Annotated in this window: 14 protein-coding genes; 5 read left to right on the plus strand and 9 right to left on the minus strand. The window is 55.4% G+C overall.

What is annotated here, in order from left to right; translation table 11 throughout:
• Positions 1 to 59 precede the first annotated feature (59 nt).
• Entirely contained in the window at positions 60 to 1,034 is a 975-nt protein-coding gene (locus tag H151_RS15235) for a LysR family transcriptional regulator (protein WP_019960024.1), read from the plus strand.
• On the opposite strand, the gene H151_RS0102375 is transcribed toward H151_RS15235, so the two are convergent.
• A complete protein-coding gene (locus H151_RS0102375) occupies positions 977 to 2,572 on the minus strand; it encodes an alkaline phosphatase D family protein (protein WP_019960025.1) in 1,596 nt (531 codons plus the stop codon). The genes H151_RS15235 and H151_RS0102375 overlap by 58 nt on opposite strands.
• Before the next feature lie 327 nt (positions 2,573 to 2,899).
• Entirely contained in the window at positions 2,900 to 6,232 is a 3,333-nt protein-coding gene (locus tag H151_RS0102380; RefSeq protein WP_019960026.1) for a TonB-dependent receptor, read from the minus strand.
• Between the two features lie 410 nt (positions 6,233 to 6,642).
• Here H151_RS0102380 and H151_RS0102385 point away from each other — a divergent pair, with 410 nt between their 5' ends.
• Positions 6,643 to 8,151 carry an ArnT family glycosyltransferase gene (locus H151_RS0102385; RefSeq protein WP_169336695.1) on the plus strand — a complete coding sequence of 503 codons (1,509 nt, stop codon included), beginning with the start codon at positions 6,643 to 6,645 and terminating at the stop codon, positions 8,149 to 8,151.
• Here the strand turns inward: H151_RS0102385 and argC are convergent.
• The 7 genes from argC to H151_RS0102420 all read right to left on the minus strand — a co-directional run bounded on the left by argC (position 8,148) and on the right by H151_RS0102420 (position 17,124).
• Positions 8,148 to 9,092, minus strand: a complete 945-nt coding sequence (argC, locus tag H151_RS0102390) for an N-acetyl-gamma-glutamyl-phosphate reductase (protein ID WP_019960028.1) — start codon at positions 9,090 to 9,092, stop codon at positions 8,148 to 8,150. The two genes, H151_RS0102385 and argC, sit on opposite strands and share 4 nt — an antisense overlap.
• A 2-nt stretch (positions 9,093 to 9,094) precedes the next feature.
• A complete protein-coding gene (locus H151_RS0102395; RefSeq protein ID WP_019960029.1) occupies positions 9,095 to 10,423 on the minus strand; it encodes an acetylglutamate kinase in 1,329 nt (442 codons plus the stop codon).
• Between the two features lie 5 nt (positions 10,424 to 10,428).
• Positions 10,429 to 11,448: an N-acetylornithine carbamoyltransferase gene (locus H151_RS0102400; protein ID WP_019960030.1), complete on the minus strand. Its 1,020-nt coding sequence runs from the start codon at positions 11,446 to 11,448 to the stop codon at positions 10,429 to 10,431.
• Between the two features lie 88 nt (positions 11,449 to 11,536).
• A complete protein-coding gene (locus H151_RS0102405) occupies positions 11,537 to 13,117 on the minus strand; it encodes a L,D-transpeptidase family protein (protein WP_019960031.1) in 1,581 nt (526 codons plus the stop codon).
• 87 nt (positions 13,118 to 13,204) lie between these two features.
• Entirely contained in the window at positions 13,205 to 14,125 is a 921-nt protein-coding gene (locus H151_RS0102410; RefSeq protein WP_019960032.1) for a sterol desaturase family protein, read from the minus strand.
• Positions 14,118 to 14,582: a hypothetical protein gene (locus H151_RS0102415; protein ID WP_019960033.1), complete on the minus strand. Its 465-nt coding sequence runs from the start codon at positions 14,580 to 14,582 to the stop codon at positions 14,118 to 14,120. Before H151_RS0102415 ends, H151_RS0102410 begins: the two co-directional genes overlap by 8 nt.
• Positions 14,583 to 14,643: 61 nt before the next feature.
• The gene (locus tag H151_RS0102420; RefSeq protein ID WP_019960034.1) at positions 14,644 to 17,124 is read right to left on the minus strand and encodes a TonB-dependent receptor; all 2,481 of its coding nucleotides are present in this window, start codon (positions 17,122 to 17,124) and stop codon (positions 14,644 to 14,646) included.
• Positions 17,125 to 17,428: 304 nt separating this feature from the next.
• Here H151_RS0102420 and H151_RS0102425 point away from each other — a divergent pair, with 304 nt between their 5' ends.
• Genes H151_RS0102425 through H151_RS0102435 form a run of 3 tightly spaced genes read left to right on the plus strand, consistent with a single transcriptional unit; the run spans position 17,429 to position 21,747 of the window.
• Positions 17,429 to 18,682 carry a serine hydrolase domain-containing protein gene (locus H151_RS0102425; RefSeq protein WP_019960035.1) on the plus strand — a complete coding sequence of 418 codons (1,254 nt, stop codon included), beginning with the start codon at positions 17,429 to 17,431 and terminating at the stop codon, positions 18,680 to 18,682.
• Positions 18,679 to 20,292: a GMC family oxidoreductase gene (locus tag H151_RS0102430; protein WP_019960036.1), complete on the plus strand. Its 1,614-nt coding sequence runs from the start codon at positions 18,679 to 18,681 to the stop codon at positions 20,290 to 20,292. The genes H151_RS0102425 and H151_RS0102430 overlap by 4 nt, the downstream gene beginning before the upstream one ends.
• Positions 20,293 to 20,337: 45 nt before the next feature.
• The gene (locus tag H151_RS0102435) at positions 20,338 to 21,747 is read left to right on the plus strand and encodes an aldehyde dehydrogenase family protein (protein WP_019960037.1); all 1,410 of its coding nucleotides are present in this window, start codon (positions 20,338 to 20,340) and stop codon (positions 21,745 to 21,747) included.
• Positions 21,748 to 21,794: the final 47 nt, after the last annotated feature.

Raw genomic sequence — 21,794 nt, forward strand, 5'->3', positions numbered from 1 at the left:
TGTCTGATGATGCACGCACGCTAGCCACACCCTCGATTATAAGATAATATCGAGTTTTCATGATCACGATCATGATTTTCGATCATCTGGATACGCCCATGACCCTGGATCAATTGATGGCGCTCGACGCCATTGTGCAAACCGGAACCTTCCGCGCGGCAGCCGAGCATTTACACAAATCGCAATCCGCCATCAGTCACATGATCAAGGTGTTAGAGGATGAGGCGGGGGCTAAACTCCTCTCACGCGAGGATTATCGCCCTACCCTGACCGCTGAGGGGCGCCAATTCTACGCCCAAGCCAGCCGCGTTCTACACCATGCACGCGCGCTGAAATCCACCGCCCACAGCCTGGCCGCCGATGAGGAAACCGAGATTGGCATCGCCTATTCCGAAACCATCCCCTCTGAAGCCCTCGTCGCCGCCATCGAACAGGTTCACCAGCGCTTTCCCGCAACCCATATCCGACTTTACAAGGAAATGATGGGCGGGGCGCTGGCCCGATTAATGGAAGAAAAAGCGCAGATCATTCTGTCCAGCATGGCCGGCATTGAAAGCGATCAGGTCGAAGCCATTCCCTATCGCGCGACGACCATCCTGCCCGTGGCACATCCTGATTTTGAGCCCGCGCGTATTGATAGCCTGAAAACCATCGGCGATATGTATAGCTATACCCAGATCGTGGTTGCCGACACCAGTGAGGGACGCTTCACCCAATCGCGCGATGTACTCTCAGGCAGTTACCGCATGACGGTCTCGGACTTTGCGATGAAGAAGGCTTTGATCGTGAGCAAGCAAGGCTGGGGCGGCTTGCCCTGCTATCTGGTCAGGGATGATGTCGCCGCCGGGCGGCTGAAAATCCTCGCCATTGATGGATTCCCGCCCCGGCGCACCCGCGTTTATAAAATCCGCCGCCGCGACCGTGCCATCGGCAAGGTCGCAGCCGCGCTTTGGCAAGCCCTGGGGACGTATGAAGATCAGGCACTCATCGAGACGGGGCCAGGCTGCCCGGCTTCAATGACGAATTTAGCCTGATTGCGCACGGTGTTACCATCACGGCGCGTGACATCTTCCACCACGCGCAAGGACACCTCGGCACGATCATCAAACAGCTCCAGCAAGCCATAGCCGCGCTCACGCCCATCAAAATGCTTGATGTGGGGGAAGTTTGGTACATTCGCGGCCATCACATCTTGATAGCCATGGCCTGAGGTGATCGAGGTTGTGACAAACTCACTGCCCACCGTGGCGGAGTTGGGGTTGAGATAATCAGCCTTAATGTCTGACACCCAATTACAATGGGTATCCCCGCCCAACAAGATCGGGTTAGCCCCTTCGCGCGAGGCCATCAGATCGACCAAGCGTTGACGCGCCGCTGGATACCCGCCCCAGCCATCCGACCAAACCAATGATCCGCCATCCGGCGTTGGATAGGTAAAGTCTGAGAACAAGGTGGGCTGAACGATAATGTTCCATCGCGCCCCGGTACGGCCAAACTGGCTGCGCAGCCAGCCTTCCTGGCCCGAGCCCAGATAGGTGCGGCTGTCATCCGCCAAATCTTCGCACGTGGTTGGAATGACTTGTCCCCCGCGATCATCGGGTGTCGGACAGGCCAACGGCGAGCGATATTGACGCCCATCAGTCATATACACGCTGGCGAGCGCCCCAAATGTCGATTGTGACCAGATGCGCATTTCACCATGGGCACGGTCCAACATGGCCTTACGGCGCAAGGGCATGTTTTCCCAATAGGCCTGATAAGCCGCCAAACGACGCGCACGGAAGGCTTCAACGCTAACCTCAGGGGTTTCAGCGATATCGCCCGCATAATCATTGTCCACCTCATGATCGTCCCAGACCATGACCCAAGGTGCAACCGCGGCGGCCGCCTGAAGATCCGGGTCCAAACGATAAAGCGCATGGGTGCGGCGATAATCACCCAGAGTGAAGGGCTCTGGCGTCACATGGCGACGGATTTGATTACCCCAGCTGGATTCATAAATATGATCGCCCGTATGCACGATCAAATCAGGCGTCTGCGCCACGACATCTTGATAGGCATGAAAGAAGCCTTGCTCATAATGCGAACAAGACACCCAAGCGATCGTCATGCGATCACGCGCCTCACCATAGGCGGGCGCAGTGTGGGCCCGGCCCACCGGGCTCGCCACCCCTGCGGCATGGAAACGATAGAAGTAAGAGCGCCCGGCCGGCAAACCATAAACTTCAGCATGGATGGCATGGCCCCAACCGGGTACAGCGCGCTCAACACCCGTCCGCACAATACGGGTAAAGCCTTCATCTTCAGCGACTTCATAGGCCACATCAACGATTTGATCGCCCATGCCGCCATCTTCGTCCAAAGGATTAGGGGCCAGACGGGTCCATAAAACAAAGCCATCCACCGTGGGATCACCCGAAGCAACGCCCAGCGCGAACGGATAACTTTGAAAGGCGGGCTTACCCGCCGTATCGCCGACTTTACACGCGCTCGCCAAAGCCGCGACGGCCCCCGCGCCTGCAACACGCAAAATTGTACGACGCGATAAGCTATCTAATAGACGGTAATCCATACCCCACCCCTATAAAACTCACATGCGCCCAAAGATCTGAGCACCCTTATCCAAGCTATGGCCAGTATAGCGCCGTGTGATGACGGTTTTAAAACGTCAATCGCCGCATCAGGATTAAGTTGTCAGCGAAATCGCGCACGGCATGAAAGGCCATGACCATCCCTCTAGTCTGGCACGTCACCCGTCCAGACATAAAAAGGGGTGAGCCCTTGCCTGAAGCGCGCGCTCCTCCCGTTCGATCGGTCTTAAAGGCAAGCCGCCAAAAGAAAAGGGCCGCGGCGAACCGCGACCCCCTTCCAAGTCAATCTACATGGATCAGATTACGAATTAGAATTCGTAACGCAGACCTACGCGGATAGAGTAGACAGAATTGTCGTCGTCTTGTGAGCTCGGTTTACCACCATTGAAGCCATTGAAACGGTACAAGCAATCGCCAGCGGCCTGACAAACCAAACGTGGATCTTGGCTTGCATCATAGACAACAGTATCACGGCCATTGACCTGAACGGTTTGACGCGCATCCAAGGCCGCTGCGTTAATGGCACCATTTGCTTCAACGTCAGCTGCGGACACTAGGTCAGCAGAAACAAGAGCAATAGTGTCATAACCTTGACCATTGTACATGGTGCCCCAGTCGTCATTTAACAAGTTCGCAACATTTTTGATGTCGAGAACAAATTTCAGACGATTGTCGCCAACAAATCGCTCAGCACCCCAGATGCCTGGGAGCTCTTGTTGGAAGCGGAAATCCCAACGCTGGTTCCAAGCCGAAGTTGCACCATTGCGCTCAAAGATACCACCTTGCTTCAAGCCATGCTCAGCAACGTAGTCAAAGAAGCCGTCTTTATCGAACGGTGTCACAACACCCTGTCTATCAACAACCTGACCGAAGACGACACTTGGGTCGTTGGCAGTTGGCACATAGAGCAGGTCATTAGCATAAGGAGATTCACCGTTACCCGCACGACCAAACATTGGGCTAGAGCGATCAACACCAAAGGTGTAGCTGAAAGGCTCACCTGATGTGATTTCACCAAACAAGTCAAAGCGAGAGGTCAAATCGGTGATGAACTCGCGCTCATAAGACAGAGCGATCTTGAAGGAATGTTCAACTTCGTACGGCGCACGACCCAGATGTGGGTTGTTACGGTCAACACCGATCAAGCTACGCCAGTTAGAGATACCGCGAGAGGATGAACCTGGAGTACGGCTTTCAACATCTTGGTGAGCGTAAGATACGTTGAAACCAAAGCCGTAATCGTAGGTTTTGGCCAAAGACACAGAGTAAACATGACCTTCACCACCTGAGTAATTGCTCAGCTCGGTCAAGTTGTTAATGCGTTGTGCGTCTAAGTCAGCATAGATTGGGCGACCATCTGGTGCGACACCCAAAGTGCTGGTTGCGGCCAGCTCAGTTTGAGCCAGGTTGTTCCAAGTAAAGCCGTTTTTAGTTTTGGTGTAGAGGTATTGAACGGTGAAGAGGTAGTCATCACCCAGGTCAAAACCACCGAAATTAATGTCGAATTCCTGATCCAAGCGAATAGACGCTTTCCAATCAGAAGGCATCTCGAAATCTTCAGCAATCACATCCGTGATGATCGGCGTGCCATTAGAAACACTATCGATCAATGCTTGCGGAATGACGTTTACATCAACATTCGCAACATTTTTTAGGCTTGCGTCAACATAAGGTGTTGCGAACGCATTAGATGTCCAAACTTTTGGATCACCGCCAGCGAACAGACCGAAACCACCTGTGATCGTGGTGCGATCAAAAGGTGTATAACGGAAAGAAGCGCGAGGCATGATCAGGTCGATGCCATCAAGATTTGCCCGAGTATCGAGACCATAAACGTTCCCGATCGCTTCGTTACCCGCTGGAGCATCGCTTTGATCATAGCGCTCATAACGCAGACCCAAGTTCAACTCGAGGTCATGACGCACTTGCCATGTGTCTTGAGCGAACAAGGTGAACTTTTTGAAACCCCAATCAGACGCTGCATCACTAGCAACGTTGGTGGTCGAGTTACGATACAGAACTTGGTTTGCTGTACCGCTTTCAATTTGCGCAACGGTGTCAAAGATAAAGACGCCTTTTGAACGCTCTAGGAAGAGGTTATAAAGGTCGAACTTTTCATATTCACCGCCAACGGTGAAAACGTGATCACCCCAAGTGTAATCTGCAGATGCGAAAATTTGCAGACGCTCATCATTGTAATCGTTGGCGTGACGGTAACGGTCACAACCGCCATATAACGTAATATCGTCACCCGCAGTGATCAGGCCATCAAGCACAGTTCCCGCAACGTCAGCTGCTTTTAGCTTGAACTCCAAAGCCCCAACATCACCTGCACGGCAGTTTTGACCACGATCAAACTTCTTCAAGTTGGCGCGGAAAGTGGTCGACAGGTTCGGCGTCCAGTTAGAAAACACTTGTAAAGTGTAAGCGTCCAACTTTACTGGCAAGTCATACCAAGATGAAGTGAAGCTTGTTGCACTGGCAGAAGAACCCGTTTCTTCAGCGCGCTGATAGGTGAAAGACGCACGATGGTCATCATTGATGTTCCAATCGAGTTTACCCAACCAACGCTCAGACGTTTCAGGGTTAGCTGCTGTATTCGGACGGCCACCCATGTCATAGTTCAAAGAATCGCGAACCAAAGTATTCAGAGCCGCGAACAAAGCAGTGTCAACTTTATTTTCTTCATCCTTAGACAAGAAATTGCTGCCAACGCCAGTGTTCTCATACTTATCGTAAGAGCCGAAGAAGAATAGACGGTCTTTGATGATTGGACCACCTAAAGTGATACCGTATTCTTTTTCATCAAAAGCAGGCTTATCGATGTTTTTATCGAAAGCATTTTCACCGAAATAGTTTTCGTCTTGGTAATAGTAGAACAAGCTACCATCGAATTCATTGGTACCAGACTTGGTGACCAAGTTTACCAGACCACCGGTGAAACCAGAAGCGGTCACAGAATAATCGGTCGCAACCAAAGACGCAGACTCTACAGCATCCAAGTTGATTGGAGAGCGAGATGTTGCGTAAGTACCGGAAGACAGACCCAAATCGTCCTGCTGCAGCGCACCATCAATGGCCAGACCGTTGAAGCGTGGGTTAACACCCGCAACAGACAGGTTACCTTCGCCGAAAGAGCTTGCGAGCGGGTCGCGCGCCAAAGTCGCGATCACATCACGACGACCAGCAGGCTGGTTTGCAATGTCATTGGCAGAGAAGTTAGAGCCAACACCGTTGTTCAGGTCCAAGGTGTTGATCGCTTCGCCGCGAACAACGATGACTTCAGTGTCAGCCGTGTTCAGCGTGAATTGCAGTGGAGATTGTGCACCTGGACGCAGGTTCAAATCGGTCAGAGCGTCGCCAGAGAAACCAGCAGCAGCCACTGTTACGGTGTAAGGGCCGCCAACGCGCAGACCAGACTGGAAGAACTGACCAGACGTACCTGTAACCGTAACAGACGCCGTACCGGTTGGTACGTGAATGATGGTGACAGACGCGTTAGAGATCGGCTGACCAGAAGCGTCGACGACAGAGCCGCGCAGCTGAGCAGAGGTAGTTTGAGCGTAAAGCGCTGCAGGAGCAGCAACAGCAACCAGAGCGGCTGCGGAAGCGCCATAAGCGAGCTTCTTAAAGAATGCCATTGGGTGGTCCCCCTGATTAATCGACCTAATGTGCGGGCAGTTGCCCACATGACGTGAGGCCATAGAAGCCATTTCCTACGCTTGAGTGACATGATTGTGAACCTTTCGTGACACGCATCACAGTGATGCATTCAGAACACGGATGATTTTTTTATGCTGCACACGCTCACATCCCCAATTATATCTATAAAACCAGCGAGCGTTATAAATTCGTCACGTAAAATCTTCATCCAGCACCATGATTAATGCTCTGCTCACACCTTTGGGAATGTGACCTGAAAAACACAGACTGTGACCCTGTAAATTTCTGTTTTGACAAATCAGCTCAGGCAAGAGACTAAGAGCGTATGACCCATGTGCGCACTTATAACCTGCCGATTCCCAAGCCCCTTCTCCTGATAGGCGTGCTTATGGGGTCACTTTTCTTTCTTAGGGTGTTCACGCTCTTGCTGGACCCCAACAGTCTCTATGCCGATGAGACCCAATATTGGGTTTGGTCGCGCACGCTGGATTGGGGTTATTTCTCAAAGCCCCCAATGATCGCCTGGATCATTGCCACCACGACAGCGCTCTTTGGCAATGCCGACTGGGCGGTACGCATCAGCGCGCCCTTACTTCATACGGGTACGGCAATTTGGTTAGGCCTCGCCGGGGCTCGCTTGTTTAATCGGGGGGTCGGGGCGTGGAGTGCGCTGACCTACTTCACCATCCCTGCGGTTTGGCTATCGTCCAGCATTATTTCAACCGATGCAGTTTTGCTCTTCTTTTGGAGTGGGGCGCTGTATGCCCTTGCGCGCCTTCGCCAAAATGGCCGTTGGGTCAGCGCCTTTGGCCTGGGCCTGGCTCTGGGATGCGCCTTCCTTTCAAAATACGCCGCAATCTATCTTTTGATCGGTATGGCCCTCGCGATCGCTGTAGATGCGCCCAGCCGCAAAGCCCTGATCTCTATAAAAGGGGCGGTGGCGGCCCTCATTTTTGGCTTCGTCCTTTTTCCCAACATTCTTTGGAATGCCGCCCATGAGTTCGCAACCGTGTCGCACACGGCGGCCAATGCCAATTGGGGCTCAGATAAGTATAACTTTGATGAGCTGGCGCAATTTGTCACCGATCAATTAGGCGTCTTTGGGCCCGCGCTCTTTATCACTTTAATTGCAGGCACCATCTTTACCTTTAAAGAGGGCTTGTCCTTCACGGGTGCCCATCCTCGTCGCCTCCTGATTGGCTTTTTCTTACCAGCTCTCTTGGTGGTGACCACCCAGGCCTTTATCAGCCGCGCCCACGCCAATTGGGCGGCATCGGCCTATGCGGCAGGATCAATTTTCGTGGTTGTCTTCCTCTTGCGCGGACAGCCCTGGCGGCGTTGGATTTTGATCGGGTCCATCACCCTTCACAGCCTGATTGGCTTGTTTGGTATAGCCATGGCGTTAAATCCGGCTTTGGCAGAAAGCGCGGGGCTGGGTAATGCCTTCAAACGCGTGCGCATGTGGCCCGAAACCGCCAGTGCGCTCACCGAATACATCAATCAAGGCCAGTATAGCGCGCTAGCCTTTGACAATCGCAATGATTTCCACCAGATGCAGCGCTATGGGACGGATATCGACACGCCACTAACGATGTGGCTACGCTACAGCCACGCCCAAAACCATGCCGAGGCCGGATGGCCGCTAAGCGAGGACATTACCGGGCCAGTTCTGATCGTATCAGAGCGCCCAGAAGAAGTGCCGGTGATTGCACGCGACTTTGACCAGTTTGAACCTGTGGGTGAGATCCGCTTGCCCATTGGTGCAGGGCGAGAGCGCCATTATCAGCTCTTCCGGGCTGAGGGCTATCACCGGATCGAGCGCACGCGCGAGTATGAAGCCGAGATCCAGGCTGAGCGCGACGCGCTAGAGGCGTTAAAGGCGCAAAACCAGCCTTAGGAAAGGCCGGTTTGCTCGGGTAGGTTAAGGCTGAGCGCGAGATTTTGCACCGCCTGAACGGCTGCGCCCTTTAAAAGATTATCCAGCGCACTGACCACGACCGCGCGGCGGCCATCTTTGCTCAACGCGAAGCCACCCACAACGACGCCGGGTCTAAACGCCCCATCGCGAATTTCCGGAATTTGATCGGGCAGGATCTCGATCAAGGCCTCTTCGCCATAGGCCGCCTGATAGCGCGCCAACAGATCTTCCTGTGTCAGCGCAGCCTTAAACTCCAACTGGGCGGTCATGGTGATCCCGCGAAAGAAGGCCGCCACATGCGGGCTGAAACGCACATCCACACCCAGATGCCGGCTCATCTCGCCTTCATGAATATGGCCCAGCAAGGCATAGGGCATCAAATTATCGGCCAGTGCCTCAGGATCGTTCTTGCGCGAGGGCGTGGTTCCGGCCCCGGAATAGCCCGACACACCAAACAGATGCGCCGGTCCGCTCAACAGATCACGCACGGGATAGACGCAAACCTGACCGGCCGTGGCATAACAGCCTGGATTGGAGATGCGCTGGGCTCCTAAAATCGCCTCACGTCCATAAAGCTCCGGCAGGCCATAAACCCAGCGATCATCAAAGCGATAATCGGCGGACAAATCCACCAGATGGATATGGGGGGCCTGCGCCTCAATCGCGCTGACATAATCGCGCGCCGCACCATTGGGCATGGCCAGAATGATGGCATCGACATCGCGCGCAGCCACTTCGCTGGGGCTAAGCGCCTCAAACATCAAGCCCTCAGGCGCTTCGGGGGCCAGGTCGCGCACCGCTTCCCCGGCGAGCGCGCGCGAGACCGCAAAGCTCAACGCCATGTCTTCGCGCGCGGCTAATAAACGGATCAATTCGCGCCCGGTATGCCCGCGCGCGCCGATTAAACCGATTTTTTTCATGACTAACCCTCCAAAGTGGGGGGAAGAGCGGCAATCTTCGCCACCATATCCGGGATCCGCGTCAGATCGGTTTCACCGCGCCAAAACACCGTCCACTTGCCTTGTTTGATGGCCCCATCACATTCGGCAAAATAGAAATCATTGACCGGATTATCCCGGCGTGAGCGCCAATAGAGGCGATCGGCATAATCGACCAAACGTCGCCAGACGGCCTTGCCCAGGCCTTCACCGCGCGCATCTTCCAGAACGGCGAACTTATCGAGATAGACCGCCCCTTCCAGGCGCATGGTGATCGCCGCCGCGCGATAACTTTGCGAGACAATAACGCGGTCCATCTCCAGATCATCCCAATAGGTCGCAACGGGCTGACGGCCAAAGGCTTTTGCGATCAACTCTCCGGCGCGCGCCTTATCCAGGCCCTCACCGCCATCCAGCTCCATCACCCGCTCGCCCTTGCGCACCAAAGTGCCAGACCCGGCATGGGTGAACAACTCTTTAGCCAGCTGTGACGGCGAGGTGATCGAGGCCGAGCTCGACAGCGGCAGATCATTCAACAGACGTGAAATCTCTTCCATCTTCAGGCGCATCCCGCCTTGAACCCAGTCTGCGCGCATCAAATCATCAAAATCCGTCGCCAGATTGATCGCGGAAATCACTTCGCCCTGGGCGTTCAAAAGCCCCCCCGTTCCGGTGAGGAAAATCACCTTGAAGGGTTGCAGCGCATGGACCAGCGCGCGCACGGCGGCATCGGCATTGACATTGACCAGACGCCCATCGGGGGTATCGCCCAGACAGGTGAGGATCGGGGCCTGCCCCGCGCGTGCGGCGGCGGCCACCTGCTCCAGACGCACCCGGCTCGGCTCGCCCACCCGGCCAAACTTGGCTTCATCAATCAGCTCGGCCTCAAAGACGCCTTGGGTGATCGAGGCCGCGCGCCCGCCGCATTCACGGATCGCATGCACCAGATCCAGATTGGTTTGCGTCAAGGTCTCGCGAATGACGGCAATCGCCTCAGGCGGGGTTACCCGCAAACCGTCGATGCGCGGGGTTTCAATCCCGGCATCTTGCAAGGCGCTATCCAATTGCGGACCCGCCCCATGGACCACGACCGGGGCCAGGCCCACCGATTGCAGGAAAGCCAGCGCAGCGGCCAGACCTTCCAAGTCGTTTTGCATCACCGCACCGCCGACTTTGACCACGGCGAAGCGCTCCTGATCCAGACGGCTGAAACGGGTCAAATATTCACGAATTTCCTTGCCATCGCGCATATGGGACAGCAATTGCACAATGGTGGAGCGCACACCGGCGTGCGCCTTGGTCACTTCTGTCATGACGATTATGCGCTCTTCTGGTTCTCGGGGTGAGTGATCAGGGCTTCCATCATGGCTTTTTGGACATGGAGACGGTTTTCCGCCTCGTTCAAGCCAATAAAGCGATCGGAATCGACAACGCTGTCAGCAATTTTCACATTACGGCGCATGGGTAGGCAATGGCTGACATAGGCATTATCGGTCATCGCCATTTTCGCATCGTCAATCATGAAGCCCGCGCCCTTGGCGCGCACATCGCCTTCATTCTCCCACTGACCATAGAAGGGCAACGCCCCCCAGCTTTTCGCATAGACCATCTGGGCCCCTTCATAGGCGGCCTTCACATCCGTGGTGTAGCCAAAGCTGGCCCCAGCGGCTTCGCAGAAACCGCGCGCACCCTCTGTGTAGCGCGCATCAAGCTGATAAGCCTCGTCCGGGATCAGAACCTTGACATTCATGCCCATTTTAGACGCCATCAAAATTGCAGAATTGGCCACGGCGGTATTGAGCGGCTTAGGATGGGGCACCCAGGTCAGGAGGAAATTCTTACCCGCAACATCCCCCATCTTGTCCTGCATTGCCATCATCATGGCCAGTTCCTGACACGGGTGAACAATCGTTTCCATATTGATGACGGGAACGGTGGCGTATTTGGCATAGGCCTCGATCAGCGGATCTTCACGCTCGCTCTGCCAGTTTTCAAACTTGGGAAAACACCGGATCGCAATCAGATCCACATAAGACGACAAGACGCGGGCGGCTTCCTTGACATGTTCTTCCGGTCCACCATCCATCACGACGCCATCGGTCATTTCCACCGGCCAGGTTGAGCCCTTCGCGTCCAGGACAATGGCATGCCCGCCCAATTGGTACGCGCCCAGATCAAATGAGGTCCGCGTGCGCAAAGAGGGATTGAAGAATAACAGCGCAATGGATTTACCGCGCAGCGCATCGCCCATGGGACTTGATCGGTAGGCGCGCGCACGCTCGATCATGGCTTGCAACTCTTCACGAGACCAGGATTGGGTGCTGAGGAAATGGCGCATCTATGCCTCCCGAAATGATCAAAGTATCGGATTTAGCGCTGCAGCGCGACAAATGCAATTGGTGAGCGCGTTACAAAGGCCCTACGCGTCAGTCCTCAGAGCCCATGTCAAGCGCATCCGCGTGGGGCATATCCGGCAAGACATCCGGCGCAGCGTTAAGGCCTTCGGCCTCTAATAATTGCGTCTGGCTAACCAGGTCGGTCGCGTCTTCGTCTGACGCGATCACTTCACCCTTCAAGGCGGCGATCAACAAAGCATCACGGCTATAGACATCATGAATGAAGCGCACCGCGCCAAAACGATCGGGTACGGCGGTAAAATAAAGGATATGGACCGGCAGGCGCTCGCTCAGATAAACCCGGCGCGTCTCACCTGATGCGATCACCTGATCAATACGCGGGCGGTCCCAATCGGGTTCTTCAGACAAGACCCACCAGGCCAGATCAATGGGATTTTGCACCCGCACACAGCCTGAACTGTCATCACGGCGCACATTGGCGAACAATTCGCGATGCGGGGTGTCGTGAATGTAGACATTGTGCCGATTGGGGAAAATGAATTTGGCCTGACCCATCGCATTGGTCGGCCCGGGGCGTTGTTGAATACGATAGCGCCCATTGACCCAATCCGCCTCATAGGGCGACACCACGCGGCCGCGGCTGACATCCACCAACTGATAGCCCTGCGACAGGGCATAGGCGGGGTTTTGGCGCATCACACGCAACCAATAGGCCCCCAATCCCGGCGGGGTATGCCAATAGGGGTTCAGCTCTACATACTGCATATTTTCCGAGAAGATCGGCGTGGAGCTATAAAGCTTACCAATCATCGTTTCATGGACGCGCTCAAGCTCGCCCTCGCGCCACGCCTCCAGGCGGTAATCAGCAATGTTGACCCGGATATGACGCCGGCCCAGATCTTGAGGCAACCAGCGCCAGCGCTCTAAATTCGCGCGCAATTGATCAATGCGGTGGCGCGGATCAACGTTAAGCTCGGTAAAGGTCGTGGCCCCCACTTCGCCATCGGAGGCAAGGTTATGGCGCGCCTGAAAGCGCATCACGGCGCTTTCCAAACGCCGATCAAAGGCGAGCCCCACCGGCCCGGTCTCGTCAAGAACCCCTTCTTGCACCAAACGCGCGCGTAACAGATCCACATCATGGCCGTGATCGCCGCGCTTTAAAATCCGCCCGTCCGGCACGCGAATACGCTGGGCGCGAAAGGCGGTTCTGACGATCAAATCCTGGCGCAAAGCCTGATAATCAGGGTTTTGCGGGGCGAGCGCCTGTAAGCGCTCATAAATCTCACCGCTTTCAAGGGCAGTATGAAGCGCCGCGTTCAAATCCTGATCGCGCACTGACATCGTCCAATCTGGCTCAATCGTGCGTGGATCTATGCGACCAAAAGCGAGATCATGGGCCAGCGCCAAAAACGCCGCATCGGCGTCAAGGTCGCGCTCGGCCCCGGCGCTCAACGTATCTAGGCGCTCCGGATCGGCATAATCATCAGGGCTTAGACCATGGGTCCAAACCTCGCGCAGCGCCAGGCTCAGCTCCGCAATTGCGCCATCATCCCAGCGCACATCATCTTGCGCAAACGCAGGCGTCACCAGCAGCGCCCACACACTGATCATCACCGCAGTGAGCTTTACCCCCCAAGCGCGCACACCCATCCCCCATGGCCTATACCTTCCCCCTCGATAGCAGGCTTAGACCAGCGCGCCTATAGCCGATGCGCCACACTTAAAGGGTCGTCGGTCTTATTCAGCCGGTTCTGAGACCTTTTTTGCCGCTTCCTGGCGCTGAGCCCAGCGGGCCTTGATCATTTTCGAGGTTTCCCGGCTGCCATCAGGCGTCCAGCCCGGTGGGCCCAGCCAAAAGCCCAACGCCTCACGCAAGGACTTGGCCCCAGCCATATCTTTAATCATCCCCCACCATTCATGAAAACTGATCAGGAAGGGGTTATCGCTGCCGAGATTTTTGACGATGCCATAGCGGCAAGGCTCCTGCGCCAATTCAGGCTGGAAAGTTCCGAACATCTTGTCCCAAATAATAAAAACACCGGCGTAATTCTTATCGAGATACTGCGGATTTGTGGCGTGATGAACCCGGTGATGCGACGGCGTATTCATGATCGCTTCAAACCAGGCCGGGGTTTTATGAATGACTTCGGTATGGATCCAGAATTGATAGATCAAATTGATCGCCCCCGCCAAAGCCACCATGGCCGGGGGGAAACCCATCAGCACCAGCCATGAGCCAAAAAAGATGAATTTCAACGTCATCGGGCTGATCCAGGGCTGGCGTAGCGCCGTGGTCAGATTGTAATGCTGAGAGGAATGGTGGACGACATGATCGGCCCACCACCAGCGCACCGTATGGGCAAAGCGATGGGCGAAATAATAGACGAAATCATCCAGCACAAAGCATAGGGCGAACACCCCCCAGCCCCAGCCGATATCGAATAGGGCATAAGGTTCAATCAGGGTGAACCACGCAACCGCGATAAAGCCCAGCGCCACTTTAGAGACCACATTGCCAAGCCCCATCAAGAGGCTTGCCAGCGTATCGCCCGGTTCATAGCGCGCGCGGCCCGTTGTCCGCGCATAGATCATTTCTGCCACGATCAACGCCACAAAGACCGGGATCGCGATCAGGATGGGATCAGGAATATCAGGCATTTTGCCCCCCTGGATCTGCAGATGCGACAAAGGGCTGTAAGCGCCTCTCTAGAGCCTCTAACCCGAAGGACGCAACGCCATCATCGTGCAAAGGCAGAACGATTTTTGCCAACGCCCAATCACCGGTCAAGATGATGAGCGCGCGCGAGGTTTGCTTCAGGCCTTTTAAGTCGCCAGGGCCAAAGCTGCGCAGAACAAACACATCCCCGCGCGCCACTACGATGCCCAAACGCGCGCCATCACGTTCAAAAACCAGGGCGATACGGCCATCCTGAGTGACAAAACCCGTCTCAGCGCGAAAGCCCATCAGATCTTCATCCAACAGGCGGGCCGCATGGGACCAGTCGCTGAGACGCGCCGCATCCCAGCCCCCGATCAAACGATTAAGGAGATAAACAGCGAAAATCGCGAGCGTTGAGCCGCCCAACACAACCGCCAAAATTAAAGGATCATCCATGGTCGTCTTAACGCAAAAGGGGTAGAGCCTGGCCCTACCCCCTTATCGCATATCCTTAGACCTAGAAGTTCAACCGCAAGGTCAAACCATAGGTCCGGGGGTCCCCCACATAGGCATTCATGCTGCCGGGCTGACCGACAGAGGAGAAGGTGCCTTGGAGGTAGTCTTTATTGGCCAGGTTGCGCACCCAGGCCTGCAAGGCCCAGTTAGACTCAGGATGGGCAATTTGCGCGGACGCATTAAACAGCCAGAACTCGTCTTGAACTTTACGTGGATCCAGATCAGAGCCCATATTGTAGGCAGAACGATAATAGGCTTCACCACGAATGTAGCCATCAAGCCCCATCACGGTGAAGAAACGCATACCGGTTACAGACCCGACCAACTTAGACGACGCACTCAAACGGCGCCCCGTAAGGTCTTGGGTATTGGTCAATAAACACGCCGCACTGACATTTAGATCATCACACGGGGCATTTTTATACTCTGAATACTCATTATCGAGCAGATAGGTAAAGCCGCCGGTAAATGTCCAATCTTCGTTCGGCACCCAGACATTTTCCACTTCCAGGCCCCGCACCATCACTTCACCGGCGTTATCGAGCACGAAAGACGTCCCGGTAAAGGTATTGGCTTGGAAGTCTTTCAGCTTGGTATCAAACAGCGCGGTATTGACCTGCAAAGTCTCATTAAAGAGGCGGGTCTTAAGGCCCAGCTCAATCGTGTCAGCAACCTCTGGATCAAACTCAACCGCATCGTTGACGACAGCAAAGGCCGAGACGTTAAAGCCACCGGCTTTATACCCGCGCGAGTAAGACGCATAGACATTGGTCAGAGGGTTCACATCATAGCTGAGCTTGAGGGTGCCAGAGACGTTATCCTCGCTACGGCTGCGCGCATAATCACTCGCCGGTGGGTTAAACTGCAACGGACGCAGACCCAACAGCGCATTCACTTGCGGATTTTCTTTGTTCGCAGCAGCATAAGCCGTCGCACCTGCATAAGCCTGAGGAGCCAAGGCAATATTGGCCGGTGTTAAAGGCAGACCCGTCGCCTGGAAGAAGGCCGCCGCCGCGATTTGTTGTTCACCGATGGCAACAAAGTTCAAGGCCGAGAAAGGATCATTGATATCAACCTTGGCGTCGATATCTTTTTCTTCTTTCGAATAGCGAAGACCCGCCGTCAGGGTCAGGCGATCATTGATATACCAATCGCCTTGACCAAAGACCGACCAAGAGCGGGTATCCACCGCATAATTCTCATTGGTGAGGCCTTGCTTCACACCGCCTAGCTCACCGGCGAGGAAAGTCCCCGTAGGCACATTCAGCGCGCTTTCCAGCTGTGCAATGGCACCGCCCGTGGCCAAGTCCATAAACGGACGCAGCATCGCGCCATAAGGGACCTGCGAATCATAGGTCAAATCTTGGGAATAGTAATAAACCCCGGCCAGCCAATCAAAATTGCCGCCATTATTGTCGGCAATGCGCAATTCCTGGGTGAAGGTTTTATATCCGGTGTCGATATAGCGGCTGCCGGTTAGGGCCAGATCGGTAAAGTCGGCATCAATACGCGAGGTATCATCATAGCCGCGCCATGCGGTGATCGAGGTCAGCTCCAACTCACCAAAATCGTGATTGACCTCAGCGGACAGGCCGCGGGTCTTAATCTCGGTATTGACCGCGCCATCAAAGGCGACTTCACGCCGGAAGGGGTCGGCGCGAACAATGGTCGCGCCGAGAAATTGCAAAGCGGCGAGGTTTTGCGGGCGATGATATGAGAAGGGTGCTGCACAGCAATCTTCATCCATCACGCCATAATCACCAATGAAGCGTACAGACGTATTATCTGAAATGTCCCAGAGCAATTGTCCGCGCACGTCGTAACGATCACGATTATTGACATCATCGCCCGTGGCAACATTCTTCAAGAAGCCATCGCGCGAATGGCGCACAGCATCCAAGCGGAAGGCCAAAGTGTCCTCAACAATCGGCCCGGTGATGGTGCCTTTGGCGACTAATAGCGCATTATTGCCGACGGTGAGTTCTGCCGCCCCGCCCGCTTCATATTCAGGCTTGGCCGTATGGAAAGCGATCACACCGGCAGGGGTGTTTTTACCAAAAAGGGTGGATTGCGGCCCGCGCAGAACCTCAACCCGCTCCAACGATAAGAAGTCATTGATCGCCGCACCGGAACGCGAGCGATAAACGCCATCGACGAAAACGCCCACGGAAGGCTCAAGACCGATATTATCGCCCGACGTCGCAATGCCGCGAATACCAAATTCGGTCACGCCCGGACGCGAAAACTGAGCGATGGTTAAAGACGGGACGAGGGTTTGCAGGTCGCGCACATCTTTAATGCCCGATTCTTCAATTTGATCGGCGCTCACCGCTGTCACCGCAACGGGTGTTTCCAGCAAGGTCTGTTCGCGCTTTTGCGCGGTGACGGTAATCACTTCAACCTGGGCCATCGCCGCCGTTGAAATCAAACCGGTGCCAAGCGCCGTCACGCCCAGCGCAATCGCTTTAGAAAAACGTTTCATACTTTCCTCCCCTTATGGGTTTTGGCGGTTGTTTTGTTATATCCGCCATTTATCCCCCCGCCTTTTGTACGGGTCCTGGTCATCATATAACCTTCATTTTTTATCCGTGTCATCGCACGACTGTCACAAAGATATCATTTCGTATACCGGACATTTCCTCCTGTGGCGTTAACCACACGGTCAGGAGCGTAAAACGCCCTGTTTTTGTAACGCGACTGTCACGAAAGCCCTAGCCAGCGCCGCAATAACAGTGTTCACTCCCCCTAAAGACAAAAAAGCCAAGGCTTAAATCGGGGAAAACATCATGAAAAAACTGCTTCTAGCCGGGATCGGTCTGGTTGCCATTGGCGCAGGCGTTATGGCCGGATGGTATTATCGACCCTGGTCACCCTATTCACCGGCGCGCATTGCCGAACTGGATAACGAAGATCGTTATTTTGAGCTCTTCCAGGAAATGGATGAAGTTCTGCCCTCGCGCCCGATCGCAGCCGCTAACCCAGAGCCCTTTGCGCGCGATTTACGCCCCCTCATTGTTAATTATGACTGGCAAGGCGGGCAAAAGCCTTTGGAAGCCTATCTCGATGAAGCCCATGTCATGGGCCTGAGCGTCTTGAAAGACGGCGTTGTCATTCATCAGACCTTCCGCCTGGGCGCGGATGAAAATACGCGCATGACCTCCTGGTCGGTGGCGAAAAGCTTTGTTGCGACTTTAATCGCCGAAGCTATGACCGAAGGCAAGATCGGCTCGCTGGACGATCTGGCGCAGACCTATGCCCCGCAATATCAGGGTACGGATTATGGCAATACCAGCCTGCGTCACCTACTAATGATGTCGGCGGGGATGGACTTCATTGAAGACTATACCGATGACGCGCCGCGCAGTGATATTCGCCCGCTCTTCTTCAACGCCTTTATCATGGGCAAAAATGTTGATGAGATGATTGGCGCGATCAAGCGCAACCGCGAGCCGGGCCAGGATCTGCATTATACTTCGCCCAATTCCCATGTCCTGGCCGCCGTTGTGCGCGGGGTGTATGGCAAAAGCCTGCCAGACATTGTCGAGGATAAGCTTTGGGCCCCCTTGGGCATGGAAAGCGATGCGACCTGGCTGACCAATCGCAATGATGATCAGGGCCTGGCCATCGGCTATTGCTGCCTTCAAGCGACCAGCGCGGACTTTGCCCGCTTTGGCCAGCTCTATTTGCAAGATGGGGTATGGAACGGCCAGCGCCTTCTGCCTGAAGGCTGGGTCGATCAGGCCACCCGCGCCAATGCCCCTTTCCAGGCCGCTGGCCCCGATGCCGTCTATGCCCCGCGTGGCTATGGCCTGCACTTCTGGTTCCCGCCTGAAGCTGACCAGGAATTCTCCGCCGAGGGGGTTTTCGGCCAATATATCTGGGTGGATCAACGCCGCGGCGTTGTCATTGCCATCAATGCTGGCGATCCGGATTATTGGAACCGCAAGGATGAAACCATCGCGGTTATGCGCGCCATCGTCAGCGCCGTTGCCCCTGAACAGGTTGAGGATGAGGGGGATATCGAAAGTCCGGCCCCATGACGTCTTCGCCGCTTCGCTTTGATTATGTGATTGTCGGGGCCGGTTCGGCGGGCTGTGTGCTCGCCAACCGGCTCAGCCAGGACCGCGATGTCAGTGTGTGTGTGATCGAGGCCGGTGGCCATGATCAACGCTGGGTGATCCGCACCCCCATGCTGTTGCAATTTGCCGTGACCCATAAGGGGCTCAATTGGGGCTATGAAACCACGCCCCAAGCCCATCTGAAAGATCGCCGCCTGGTCTGGCCGCGCGGCAAAACCCTGGGCGGGTCCTCCTCCATCAATGCCATGCATTATATGCGCGGGGCCTATGAGAATTATGACGAATGGGAGCGTGAATTTGGCGCGACCGGGTGGGGGGCAAAGGCGGCGCTCGAAGCCTTCAAGCGCATTGAGAGCAATGAAAACCATGGCGCACCCTATCATGGCGATCATGGCCCCCTGAACGTCAAGGACATTTACCCGGTTAATCCCTTGACAGAGCTTTATTATCAAGCCTGTAAAGATCTCGGCTATGCTCACAATCCCGACTTTAATGGCAAGAGCCAATCGGGCTATGGCGTCTATCAAGTGACCCAATGCGGGGGCCGGCGCTGCTCTGCGGCTGCGGCTTTCCTGCATCCGATTTTGGAGCGCCCCAACCTCACCCTGCTGACGCACACTCTGGTGCGCAAAGTTCTGATCAGCGAGGGCAAGGCGCACGGGGTTGAGATTGAAACGCCGACGGGACCGCAACATATTCTTTCCACCCGTGATGTCCTGTTATCCGGCGGGGCCATCAATTCACCTCAGCTCTTGATGCTGTCCGGCGTGGGGCCTGGTGATCACCTGCGCAGCCATGGGATCAGCGTTGAAAAGGATCTGCCCGGTGTGGGATCCAACCTGCAAGACCATCTCGATATTCTGGCACGCATTCGCACCAAAAGCGCGCGCTCCATCGGTTATTCCCTGCGCTCTGCCCCGCGGATGAGCTTGGACATTCTCCAATGGCTCTTCTCCGGCGATGGGCGCTTTACGGTTAATCCGGTACAGGGCTGTGGCTTTATCCATTCGCGCCGCGCCAAAACCTTGCCTGATCTGCAATTGGTCTTCATCCCGGCACGCGCGGCCCCCCATGGGCGCGATTTCCTGTGGGGGCATGGGGCCAGCCTTCACGCCACCCATCTTTATCCCAAATCGCGCGGCACCATCCGTCTGGCGAGCGCCAATCCCAAAGACGCGCCCTTAATTGATCCCAATTATCTCAGCCATGACCACGATCTCGACGCCCTGACCGATGGGTTGGAAATTGTGCGGTCCCTGTTAAATTCGCGCGCCTTCGCCAAGGAATTCAACGGTGAAGAATTGCCCGCCCGCACGCTCTCCTCTCGGTCCGATCTGATGGACGATGTTCGCGCGCGTGCCGAAACCCTCTATCATCCCACCTCAAGCTGTGCGATGGGCAAGGATGAAATGAGCGTGGTCGGTCCCGATTTAAAAGTCCATGGCATTGAAAACCTTCGGGTAATCGACGCTTCGGTCATGCCGCGCCTCATCGGGGGCAATACCAATGCCCCCACACTGATGATTGCCACACGCGGGGCGGATATCCTTCAGTCCGAAATCCCGTTATAAGGTATTCCCAAGACCGCTATTGCACTGTCGAACAAGGGATTTGTCATGACTGAGACCGCTATCAGCGCTTTACACGCGGCCTTTGCCCGCCAACGTGCGGCCTTTGCGGCTGAACCGCGTCGCACCCTGTCTCAAAGGCTGAAAGATCTCTTCGCGCTGCAAACCGCGCTGAAAAAGCATGAGACCGCAATCGCTGAAGTGATCTCCGCTGATTTTGGCCATCGTGCCCCAGCCGAAACCCAATTGGCGGAGGTAAGCTTCCTGCTGGCCGATCTTCGCCATACCCGCCGCCATCTGGCACGCTGGGCCGACACCAGACCGGTCCCGGTTGAAATGACGCTCAAACCCGGCAAGGCTTATATCCGGCGCGAGCCGAAGGGCGTGGTGGGCATTATCAGTCCATGGAATTATCCTGTCCAATTAGCCCTGGCCCCCTTGATTGCTGCCATCGCGGCCGGCAATCGGGTGATGATCAAGCCTTCAGAACTGACCCCGAAAACCAGCGCCTTTTTAAAGCAGTTTTTAGGCGCGCTGTTTGATGAGGATCTTGTCAGTGTGATCGAAGGCGGGGCAGATATCGCCAGCGCGTTCAGCGCCCTGCCCTTTGACCATATCCTGTTTACCGGCTCCACCGCCGTCGGGCGCAAAGTCGCTGAAAGTGCTGCGAAAAACCTGACCCCTGTGACGTTAGAGCTGGGCGGAAAATCACCCGCCGTCATCGCCCCTGACTATGATGTCCGCGAGGCCGCGAAGACACTAAGCTGGGGCAAATTCTTCAACGCTGGACAGACCTGTATCGCGCCCGATTATGTGCTGGTTCCGCGCGAGAAACTGCACGTCTTCACCGAAGCCGCCTTGGCAGAGATTCGTGATATGTGGGTCAATTCTGCCAATCACGCCGATTACACCGCGATCATTTCTGAGCGTCATTTCGACCGGCTAAACGCTATGGTTGAGGCCGCGAGATCAGCCGGTGACAGCGTTCATCAGGTCGAGGAACTGGCGCAAAATACCAATACCCGTCATTTTGCGCCAACGCTGATCCTCAATCCCGCGCGTGATAGCGCGGTGATGCGTGAGGAGATTTTTGGCCCGATCTGGCCCATCATCGCCTATGACAGTTTGGATGACGCCATTGCGTATATCCGTCAAGGCGATCACCCACTGGCGCTGTATGCCTATGCCAAAAACACCGACACCGCGCGTCAAATCATCCGACGCACCCAATCAGGCGGGGCCAGCATCAATGTGCCTTTCCTGCATATGTCGGTGGCGGATCTGCCCTTCGGCGGGGTCGGAGCGTCCGGCTATGGGGCCTATCATGGCGAGCATGGCTTTTTGACCTTCACCCATCAGCGCGGCGTCTTCGAAGCGCCCAGCTGGCATCCGCTCAAATGGATCCGCCCGCCCTATGGCCGCCTGTTCAAAGCGCTCAACTGGCTGCAATCGCGTTAAATCTGCGCAACGTCTTCGGCGCTGCCCCCTTGCGCATTTCGTCCAGC

Origin of the sequence: Woodsholea maritima DSM 17123, from assembly GCF_000382325.1 — a bacterium.
Taxonomy (GTDB): domain Bacteria; phylum Pseudomonadota; class Alphaproteobacteria; order Caulobacterales; family Maricaulaceae; genus Woodsholea; species Woodsholea maritima.

What these genes read in the sequence shown, in the direction of transcription:
- H151_RS0102395 (WP_019960029.1), bottom strand. Translation starts at nt 10,423, where the DNA reads ATGACAGAAGTGACCAAGGCGCACGCCGGTGTGCGCTCCACCATTGTG.
- H151_RS0102420 (WP_019960034.1), bottom strand. Translation starts at nt 17,124, where the DNA reads ATGAAACGTTTTTCTAAAGCGATTGCGCTGGGCGTGACGGCGCTTGGC.
- H151_RS0102405 (WP_019960031.1), bottom strand. Translation starts at nt 13,117, where the DNA reads ATGGGTGTGCGCGCTTGGGGGGTAAAGCTCACTGCGGTGATGATCAGT.
- H151_RS0102430 (WP_019960036.1), top strand. Translation starts at nt 18,679, where the DNA reads ATGACGTCTTCGCCGCTTCGCTTTGATTATGTGATTGTCGGGGCCGGT.
- H151_RS15235 (WP_019960024.1), top strand. Translation starts at nt 60, where the DNA reads ATGATCACGATCATGATTTTCGATCATCTGGATACGCCCATGACCCTG.
- argC (WP_019960028.1), bottom strand. Translation starts at nt 9,092, where the DNA reads ATGAAAAAAATCGGTTTAATCGGCGCGCGCGGGCATACCGGGCGCGAA.
- H151_RS0102410 (WP_019960032.1), bottom strand. Translation starts at nt 14,125, where the DNA reads ATGCCTGATATTCCTGATCCCATCCTGATCGCGATCCCGGTCTTTGTG.
- H151_RS0102415 (WP_019960033.1), bottom strand. Translation starts at nt 14,582, where the DNA reads ATGGATGATCCTTTAATTTTGGCGGTTGTGTTGGGCGGCTCAACGCTC.
- H151_RS0102400 (WP_019960030.1), bottom strand. Translation starts at nt 11,448, where the DNA reads ATGCGCCATTTCCTCAGCACCCAATCCTGGTCTCGTGAAGAGTTGCAA.
- H151_RS0102375 (WP_019960025.1), bottom strand. Translation starts at nt 2,572, where the DNA reads ATGGATTACCGTCTATTAGATAGCTTATCGCGTCGTACAATTTTGCGT.
- H151_RS0102435 (WP_019960037.1), top strand. Translation starts at nt 20,338, where the DNA reads ATGACTGAGACCGCTATCAGCGCTTTACACGCGGCCTTTGCCCGCCAA.
- H151_RS0102380 (WP_019960026.1), bottom strand. Translation starts at nt 6,232, where the DNA reads ATGGCATTCTTTAAGAAGCTCGCTTATGGCGCTTCCGCAGCCGCTCTG.
- H151_RS0102385 (WP_169336695.1), top strand. Translation starts at nt 6,643, where the DNA reads ATGGGGTCACTTTTCTTTCTTAGGGTGTTCACGCTCTTGCTGGACCCC.
- H151_RS0102425 (WP_019960035.1), top strand. Translation starts at nt 17,429, where the DNA reads ATGAAAAAACTGCTTCTAGCCGGGATCGGTCTGGTTGCCATTGGCGCA.